This window comes from Intestinibacter sp., assembly GCF_022780145.1.
Lineage (GTDB): Bacteria > Bacillota > Clostridia > Peptostreptococcales > Peptostreptococcaceae > Intestinibacter.
Genome location: NZ_JALEXO010000001.1, coordinates 1 through 8,139 on the forward strand (window position 1 = coordinate 1; position 8,139 = coordinate 8,139).

Consider the following 8,139-nt stretch of genomic DNA (forward strand, 5'->3'; position numbering starts at 1 on the left):
TTTTTATTAGTAAATTATTAATCGTCAAATTCTCCACTTTCTTCGTATAATAAAGCGATTCCACCTTTTGCAGTTTCTTTGTATTTTTCCATCATATCTCTACCAGTTTCATCCATTATTTTGACGATTTGGTCAAATTTAATATGGTGAATTCCATCTGATAGTAATGCATAGTTAGCTGCATCTAAAGCTCTTTGAGCTCCCATTGCATTTCTTTCTATACAAGGTATTTGAACGTATCCATAGGCTGGGTCACATGTCATACCTAGGTGATGTTCTAGACCTATTTCTGCTGCGTATTCTATTTTTCTAAGTGGTCCACCTTTTATGAATGCAGCTGCTGCAGCTGCCATAGCACAAGCAACACCTACTTCACCTTGACATCCTACTTCTGCACCTGATACTGAAGCGTTTTGTTTAACTACAACACCCATTAATCCTGCTACTGCAAGACCTTCTTCTATAGCTTCATCATCGAATCCATAGTAGTCTTGTAATGTAAATAATACAGCTGGTAAAACACCTGCAGATCCACATGTTGGAGCTGTTACTATTTCAAATCCAGATGCATTTTGTTCAGAAACAGCTAAAGCATATGCATATAACATTGAAGTAAGCTGTTTGCTTACTTTGTATTGTCTATAGAAGTTTCTAGCCTTTCTAGCTAATTTTAATTTTCCTGGAATAACTTCTGTAGCTTTTAATCCATCTTCTAGAGATTGTCTCATTGTCAATCTTATATCTCTAAGATAATCCATTATATCATCGTCATCATATTCTTTAACATAATCAACGAAATTTTTGTGATTTGCTCTACACCATTCGATTATATCTTCTAGATTATCATGTGGGTATACACTTTCAGATGATTGTCCTCTCTTACCTTCTTCAGCTAGAGATCCTCCACCTATTGAGAACACAGTCCATTCATCTGTTATATTTTTGTCTGCATCTAAGGCTTCAAATTTCATTCCATTAGTATGGAATTCTTTTACTACTTCTGGTTCCCAAACTACTTCTACCTCTTTAGGTGCAAGAGTTTTTATTATTATAAAGTCAGTTAAGTGACCTTTTCCTGTAGCTGCTAAACTTCCATATAAGTGTACTCTAAAGCTAGCTGCATCAGGGTTTTTAGAATTAAATATTTTTGCTGCTCTTTGAGGTCCCATAGTGTGGGAGCTGGATGGCCCTGGACCCATTTTGTAAAGTTCTTTTAATGATTCCATAAATCATTCCTCCTAATAAAAAACTAATTTTTTTTATAATTTACTATATATATAATTATACTTTTTTCTGTAGATAAATTATATAGTTTTTATGAATTTCTACAATTTAACTTTTTTGATATATTTTTTTAATTTAAATTCGTAATCCATTTATTATTTTAAACTATAAAAACGTTTTTTACTATACCTTTCATTAATTTTTAAATTTTTAAATTTTTTGCAATATTTTGGTTGATTTTTCCATTAATTTGTAATAACATTAATTCATAACAACTTATTAAAAATCAATGAAAAATTAACTAACCTAAGTAGAGGCGCAATGATTATCAGTAGGTAATGGTAGCTGGCGAGTGTTGATTATTACTGAAAGGATGATTTGCCGAAGTTTATATCTTGGCAGAGATATATGCTGGGGTCATGCAGAATATGCATGGGACTGTCACTTATCTAAGTGGGGGGCTACAGGTTTACTTTGATTTATGTTAGCAACGTACAAAGTATTCCTTTGTACGTTTTTTAATCTAAAAAATCTATTTTTTACTGTATCCTTAATACAATATATAACCTCCCCTTATTTATATTCTCTATTTTAGGTAGTTATAATCGAATACGAAATATTATAAATTACATGAGGTGATATAAAATGAAAAAAGTTAACGTAGCCGTAGTAGGTGCTACAGGTATGGTAGGTAGAACTTTCTTAAAAGTTCTTGAAGAAAGACAATTTCCAATAGAAAATATTTACTTTTTCTCTTCAAAAAAATCTGCAGGTTCAACAATCACTTTTGCTGGTAAGGATTACATAGTTGAAGAATTAACTGAAACTGCATTTGACGGAAAAGATATTCAAATAGCATTATTCTCTGCTGGTGGAGCTACTAGTGCAAAATTTGCTCCAATAGCTGCTTCTAAGGGAATAACAGTAGTAGATAACTCAGCTCAATGGAGAATGGATCCAGATGTACCACTTGTAGTACCTGAAGTAAATCCAGAAGCTGTAAAAGAAGTTAAAAAAGGTATAATAGCTAACCCCAACTGCTCTACAATACAAGCTATGGTTCCACTTAAACCTTTATATGATAAATACGGCTTAAAGAGAATAGTTTACTCTACTTACCAAGCTGTTTCTGGTTCAGGAGTTAGAGGTGTTAAGGACTTAGAAGACGGAATTGAAGGAAAACCAAATCAATTCTATCCTCATCCAATAGCATTTAACTGTTTACCACATATAGATGTTTTTATGGATAACGGGTACACTAAAGAAGAAATGAAAATGGTAAACGAAACTAAAAAAATATTTGGCGATGATAGTATAAAAGTTACTGCTACAACAGTAAGAGTTCCAGTTAGAGGTGCTCATAGTGAATCTATAAACGTTGAATTCAACAAACCATTTGAACTTGAAGACATATTTGAAGCAATGAAAAATACTGAAGGTGTTGTTTTAGTTGATAACCCAGCTAAAGACGAATACCCACTTGCTATAGACGCTGAAGGTCATGATGAAGTTTATGTTGGTAGAATAAGAAGAGACTTCAGTGTTGACAACGGAATCAACCTATGGGTAGTTGCTGATAATATAAGAAAAGGAGCTGCTACAAACGCAGTACAAATAGCTGAATTATTAATAAAATACGATTTAGTTTAATATACAAAATACAATTTATTTAGACAACCTAATTTAAAATTTAGAATAAAAAATAATTATTAAGAATATATAAGAAAAAGGGGAGATATATATGATATTTACAGGTTCTGCAGTTGCATTAGTTACACCATTTAACGAAGATAATACACCAAATTTTGAAAAAATAAAAGAATTAGTTGAATACCACATAGCTAACGGAACAGATGCTATAGTTGCCACAGGTACTACTGGAGAAGCTAGTACTATGACAGACGAAGAACAACTAGACGTTATAAAATGTATCGTTGACACAGTAAACAAGAGAATACCAGTTATAGCTGGTGCTAGTACAAACGACACTAGACACTCAATTGGATTAGCTAAAGGCGCTCAAGAAATGGGAGCTGATGCTTTATTAATAATCACTCCATACTACAACAAAGCTAATAGATCAGGTCTTAAAGCTCACTTTAAAGCTATAGCTGATGCTGTTGATCTACCAATAATTTTATACAATGTTCCAGGAAGAACAGGAGTTAATATAGCTCCAGATCTAGTTGCTGAATTAGCTAACGAATGTGAAAACATAGTTGCTATAAAAGAAGCTAGTGGAGATATAGCTCAAGTTGCTGAAGTTGCTAGATTAGTACCAGATGATTTCGCTATATACTCTGGAAACGATGATTCAATAACTCCATTATTAGCATTAGGTGGTAAAGGTGTTATATCAGTTTTAGCTAATGTTTGTCCAAAACAAACTCATGATTTAGTAGCTAAATTCATGGAAGGCGACGTTAAAGGATCTTGCAAAATCCAATTAGACTTAAAAGCTCTTATAGATGCTTTATTTATAGAAGTAAATCCAGTTCCAGTTAAAACTGCTATGAACTTATTAGGATTTGAAGTAGGTCATTTAAGATTACCACTTGGAGAAATGAACCCTAAAAACTTAGAAGTATTAAAACAAGAATTAATAAATGCTGGACTTGAAGTAAAATAAATTAAAAGGTTAATTTAAACAGGGAAGAATTCCACTGAATTCTTCCTTGAAATAAGTCACACCTAAAAATGGGAGGTATAACATTGAAAGTTATAATAAACGGATACAGCGGAACAATGGGGCAAGTGCTTACAAAATGTATATTAGCCGATGAAGAATTAGAACTTGTTGCCGGTGTTAGTCCTGTACACCATGATCCTAACGATCAATTTAGCACTTACTCAAGTTTTGCTGAAGTAAAAGAAGAAGCCGATGTGGTTATAGATTTCTCTAATCCACTTGCTCTAGATGGAATATTAGAATATTGCTTAAATACAAAAACTCCTGTAGTTCTTGCTACTACTGGATACAATGACGAAGAAATGGCAAAAATACATGAAGCTGCTAAACAAATTCCAGTATTTTTATCATTTAATATGTCACTCGGCGTAAACATTCTACTTAAATTAGTAAAAGAAGCCGCTAAAAATTTAGACGGATTCGATATAGAAATAATCGAAAAACACCATAACAAAAAAGTCGACGCCCCTAGTGGTACAGCCGTAATGATTGCAAATGCTGTAAAGGAAGTCAGAGAACAATCTGAATTCATCTACGGAAGACACGGTCGTACTGGTAAGAGACAACAAAACGAAGTTGGAATACATGCAATAAGAGGTGGAACTATAGTCGGTGAACACAGTGCAATATTTGCTGGTAACGATGAAATACTAGAAATAAACCACTCTGCTCGTTCTAAAAACGTATTTGCAGAAGGCTCTATAGCTGCTGCAAAATACTTAGTAAACCAAGATCCTGGTTTCTACAATATGGATGATATGTTAGGTTAATATATCTAATAAAAACACACTTCTGCTATTAATCTCAGAATTAATAGCAGTTTAATTTGAAAAAAATAAAAAATTTAAAGGAGATTGAAAATGTTAGATTTAAATGATGCTTATGCAATTGCGAAATTCATAAAAGACGCAGAAAAACAAACACCAGTTAAGATTTATGTTTCTACAACTGCTGAAATAGCTAAATCAGAAGACTTCAAAGTTTTCGGAAATAACGGAGAATATGTTTTAATAGGAGACTACAAAACTATAATGGATGCTATAGCTCCTATCAAAGACCAAATAACTGATATGTACATAGAAAACGCAGCTAGAAATTCTGCTATACCAATGATAGACATGTTAGATATAGATGCTAGAATAGAGCCAGGTGCTATAATCAGAGACATGGTTACTATAGAAAAAAATGCCGTAGTAATGATGGGTGCTGTTATAAACATAGGTGCTATAATAGGTGAAGGAACTATGGTAGACATGAACGCTGTAGTCGGTGCTAGAGGAACATTAGGTAAAAACGTTCACTTAGGTGCTGGATCAGTCGTTGCAGGTGTCCTTGAACCACCTTCAGCAACTCCAGTTATAGTAGAAGACGATGTTGTAATCGGAGCTAACTGTGTAATCTTAGAAGGTGTAAGAATAGGTAAAGGCGCTGTTGTTGCTGCTGGATCTGTTGTTACAAAAGACGTTGAACCAGGTGCTGTTGTTGCTGGTTCTCCTGCTAAGGTAGTTAAGATGAAGGATGAAAAAACTGCTGGTAAGACTCAATTAATGGATGATTTAAGAGGATAATTATAAAAAATAATATATATGCAAAAAGAAGTAGCTTACTTTTTATGCTACTTCTTTTTAATTCTCTAATTATTTGAAGCTTCAGTTCTCAATTTTTTAACAATTTCTACATCTAATTCTAATTTTTCTGCTATAGTATCATCATCAAGCACATCTAGAAGACTTTTTGCATTTTTAATTGTTGCAGTCATTTTTCCCTGTTCAATACCTTTTTCTATTCCTCTTTTTTCAACTTCTGGATCATATAATGTCTTTGTCATGATATTCACCTCTTCTTCTAATCTATCATCATTTAAATAATTTCTATTTAAATACTCGATTAAATTGTTTATTGCTAATAACATTGTATGAAAATTATATTATAAATTATAATCAGAAATAAGTATATTTAAAACTTGTAAAATTTTCATATTTTAACCGTACATTTCATGCACCTAATCCGTTAAACATTATGAAGGGGGGTTTTAAAGCAAATGGATATTGAGGAACAATACGACAAAATATATCGCTATTACTATTTCAAAATATACGACAAGCAATTAGCCGAAGATATTACGCAAGAAACTTTTCTTCGCTTTTTTAGGCAGAATTTAAATATCGACAACAGTAAAGAGTTAGCGTATTTATACACTATCGCTAGAAACCTATGCGTCGATACATTTCGCAAAAAGCCAGTTGAAAGTTTGGATAAAATTGAAGAAGAAGCTACCTACGATCCGTCAGATAAATGGACTGATGGATTTACTTTAAAGTCCACAATCGCTAAGCTTCCAAAGGACGAACAGGAGCTATTATTACTTAGGTATGCAAACGAGCTTCCTATTAACTCCATTTGCAAAATTACCGGACTTTCACGATTTGCGATACATCGCAGGCTATCAAAAGCTTTAAAATGGCTAAAGGAAGAATTAAAGAAGGGAGGTTTTTCTGAATGAATAAAAAATTGAAAAATGATATTCAAAAGGCATTTGAAGCTCCTACACCAAATCAGCAGGAAAAAATGAGATTTTTAAGAACACTACCTAAACCTAAAATTAGTATGTGGCAATTTATTTTGACACAAGCTACTTTTTTGAGAAAGTGGACATTGCTTATTTCTTTGACGCTAATAATACCTGCTCTGTTAGGAACCTATTACATCGATTTAAATACTATATGGGTTATATCGTCGCTTATCCCATTTCTTGCGCTTTTAGCAGTTACAGAGAGCACACGATCTGCTGTGTACGGTATGATTGAATTTGAAATGTCGACAAGATTTTCACTAAAAAGTGTTGTGCTTGCTAGATTGAGTATTTTAGGTATACTCGACTTTATCATTCTTTGCTGTGTTACACCGCTGTGCTGTATCAGTAGCGAAATTTCATTGTTTCAAACAGCGATATATCTGTTTGTTCCATACCTACTGACTGTAAACACAAACTTATGGATAACACGTCATTTTCAAGGCAAGGAATCGATTTATGCCTGCATGAGCATTGCAGTATTAATTAGCGGATTAAATGTAAGCTTACATTTTATTGCAAAATTCATATATCAATTCTCTTACTTTAACTGGTGGCTATTACTAGCAGTCATTTTAATCGCAGGAATGATAAATGAATTATCTCATACTATAAAACAAACGGAGGAATACAGATGGAACTTATCATTGATAGACTAACAAAACAATATAAAAACAAAATAGCTGTAGATCGCATTTCACTCAAATTACAAAAAGGTGTTTACGGTCTTTTGGGTGCCAATGGTGCAGGAAAAACTACCTTAATGCGTATGATCTGTGGCGTACTAAAACCAACTAGTGGAACTATCACTTTCGATGGTTTTGATGTGTCAACAGAAGAATATCGCTCAGAATTAGGTTATTTGCCACAAGACTTTGGGTATTATCCTGAATTCACAGGAATGGATTTTCTTCTCTATATGGCTGCATTAAAGGGCTTAGATAAATCTCATGCAAAACGCAAGGCTTCTAAATTGCTAGAATTAGTATCTCTACAGGATAAGGCTAATAAAAAAATCAAGACCTATTCTGGTGGTATGAAACAGCGACTTGGGATTGCACAAGCATTATTAAACGACCCGAAAATTTTAGTTTTAGACGAACCAACTGCTGGACTTGATCCAAAGGAAAGAGTAAAATTCCGAGACATAATTGCAGAGCTAGGCAAGGAAAGTATTGTTTTACTTTCTACTCATATTATTTCGGATATCGAACATATTGCAGATACAGTTTTAATGATGAAGCATGGTCAAATTATTTACCAAGGCAAATGGGAGGACAATCGTGAAGATTTGGAAACATTTTATCTAGAACAATTTGAGGAGGAAGAAAGATGAAACAACTATTGAAATTTGAACTAAAAAAAATATTAAACAAAAAATCGAGTCTAATAGCTATGGCACTCGGATTGTTGCTGATAATTGTATCTAATATATCCTTAATTCGTCAATCATCACTATATCTAGGTGGAGAAAATAATTTAGAAGGTGTCTCCGCTATTAAAAAACAAACAGAAATAGAAAATTCTCTAACCTCAGAATTAAGCGATGAATTTATGACGAAATTTTTAAAGGACTATCAACTACAATTAAAAAACAATCCCAACGAAGATTATTTTTCTCTAATTGCTCCTAAATCAAATCTGTTCTCTCTGA

Annotated in this window: 10 protein-coding genes and 1 riboswitch; of the genes, 8 read left to right on the forward strand and 2 right to left on the reverse strand. The window is 33.0% G+C overall.

Annotation, left to right across the window (positions count from 1 at the left end; all coding sequences use genetic code 11):
- Positions 1 to 17: 17 nt before the first annotated feature.
- The gene (locus MR593_RS00005) at positions 18 to 1,226 is read right to left on the reverse strand and encodes an L-serine ammonia-lyase, iron-sulfur-dependent, subunit alpha (RefSeq protein WP_290685494.1); all 1,209 of its coding nucleotides are present in this window, start codon (positions 1,224 to 1,226) and stop codon (positions 18 to 20) included.
- Between the two features lie 301 nt (positions 1,227 to 1,527).
- Positions 1,528 to 1,696, forward strand: a riboswitch (Lysine riboswitch).
- 173 nt (positions 1,697 to 1,869) lie between these two features.
- On the opposite strand from MR593_RS00005, the gene MR593_RS00010 reads away from it, so the two are divergent.
- The 4 genes from MR593_RS00010 to dapD all read left to right on the forward strand — a co-directional run bounded on the left by MR593_RS00010 (position 1,870) and on the right by dapD (position 5,481).
- Positions 1,870 to 2,874, forward strand: coding sequence for an aspartate-semialdehyde dehydrogenase (locus MR593_RS00010; RefSeq protein WP_290685497.1), 1,005 nt, complete (start codon positions 1,870 to 1,872; stop codon positions 2,872 to 2,874).
- A 91-nt stretch (positions 2,875 to 2,965) separates the two neighbouring features.
- Entirely contained in the window at positions 2,966 to 3,853 is an 888-nt protein-coding gene (gene dapA, locus MR593_RS00015; protein ID WP_290685500.1) for a 4-hydroxy-tetrahydrodipicolinate synthase, read from the forward strand.
- A gap of 68 nt (positions 3,854 to 3,921) precedes the next feature.
- Entirely contained in the window at positions 3,922 to 4,683 is a 762-nt protein-coding gene (gene dapB / locus MR593_RS00020) for a 4-hydroxy-tetrahydrodipicolinate reductase (protein ID WP_290685503.1), read from the forward strand.
- A gap of 90 nt (positions 4,684 to 4,773) precedes the next feature.
- Complete coding sequence (gene dapD / locus MR593_RS00025) at positions 4,774 to 5,481, forward strand: 2,3,4,5-tetrahydropyridine-2,6-dicarboxylate N-acetyltransferase (protein WP_290685506.1); 708 nt, start codon at positions 4,774 to 4,776, stop codon at positions 5,479 to 5,481.
- Positions 5,482 to 5,546: 65 nt separating this feature from the next.
- Here the strand turns inward: dapD and MR593_RS00030 are convergent, their stop codons facing one another.
- Positions 5,547 to 5,825: a hypothetical protein gene (locus MR593_RS00030; protein WP_290685508.1), complete on the reverse strand. Its 279-nt coding sequence runs from the start codon at positions 5,823 to 5,825 to the stop codon at positions 5,547 to 5,549.
- 129 nt (positions 5,826 to 5,954) lie between these two features.
- Here MR593_RS00030 and MR593_RS00035 point away from each other — a divergent pair, with 129 nt between their 5' ends.
- The 4 genes from MR593_RS00035 to MR593_RS00050 form a co-directional block, all read left to right on the forward strand.
- Entirely contained in the window at positions 5,955 to 6,416 is a 462-nt protein-coding gene (locus tag MR593_RS00035) for an RNA polymerase sigma factor (RefSeq protein ID WP_290685511.1), read from the forward strand.
- A gap of 287 nt (positions 6,417 to 6,703) precedes the next feature.
- Positions 6,704 to 7,144 (forward strand): hypothetical protein, encoded by a 441-nt coding sequence (locus tag MR593_RS00040; RefSeq protein WP_290685514.1) that lies wholly within the window; start codon positions 6,704 to 6,706, stop codon positions 7,142 to 7,144.
- Positions 7,120 to 7,821 (forward strand): ABC transporter ATP-binding protein, encoded by a 702-nt coding sequence (locus tag MR593_RS00045; protein ID WP_290685516.1) that lies wholly within the window; start codon positions 7,120 to 7,122, stop codon positions 7,819 to 7,821. Before MR593_RS00040 ends, MR593_RS00045 begins: the two co-directional genes overlap by 25 nt.
- Positions 7,818 to 8,139, forward strand: a 322-nt coding sequence (locus tag MR593_RS00050; RefSeq protein ID WP_290685519.1) for a hypothetical protein, incomplete at its 3' end; no start/stop codon positions are given. The genes MR593_RS00045 and MR593_RS00050, both read left to right, overlap by 4 nt.

Excerpts from the sequence above, each read along its gene's own strand:
- MR593_RS00005 (WP_290685494.1), bottom strand. The coding sequence starts at position 1,226 with ATGGAATCATTAAAAGAACTTTACAAAATGGGTCCAGGGCCATCCAGC.
- MR593_RS00010 (WP_290685497.1), top strand. The coding sequence starts at position 1,870 with ATGAAAAAAGTTAACGTAGCCGTAGTAGGTGCTACAGGTATGGTAGGT.
- dapA (WP_290685500.1), top strand. The coding sequence starts at position 2,966 with ATGATATTTACAGGTTCTGCAGTTGCATTAGTTACACCATTTAACGAA.
- dapB (WP_290685503.1), top strand. The coding sequence starts at position 3,922 with ATGGGAGGTATAACATTGAAAGTTATAATAAACGGATACAGCGGAACA.
- dapD (WP_290685506.1), top strand. The coding sequence starts at position 4,774 with ATGTTAGATTTAAATGATGCTTATGCAATTGCGAAATTCATAAAAGAC.
- MR593_RS00030 (WP_290685508.1), bottom strand. The coding sequence starts at position 5,825 with ATGTTATTAGCAATAAACAATTTAATCGAGTATTTAAATAGAAATTAT.
- MR593_RS00035 (WP_290685511.1), top strand. The coding sequence starts at position 5,955 with ATGGATATTGAGGAACAATACGACAAAATATATCGCTATTACTATTTC.
- MR593_RS00045 (WP_290685516.1), top strand. The coding sequence starts at position 7,120 with ATGGAACTTATCATTGATAGACTAACAAAACAATATAAAAACAAAATA.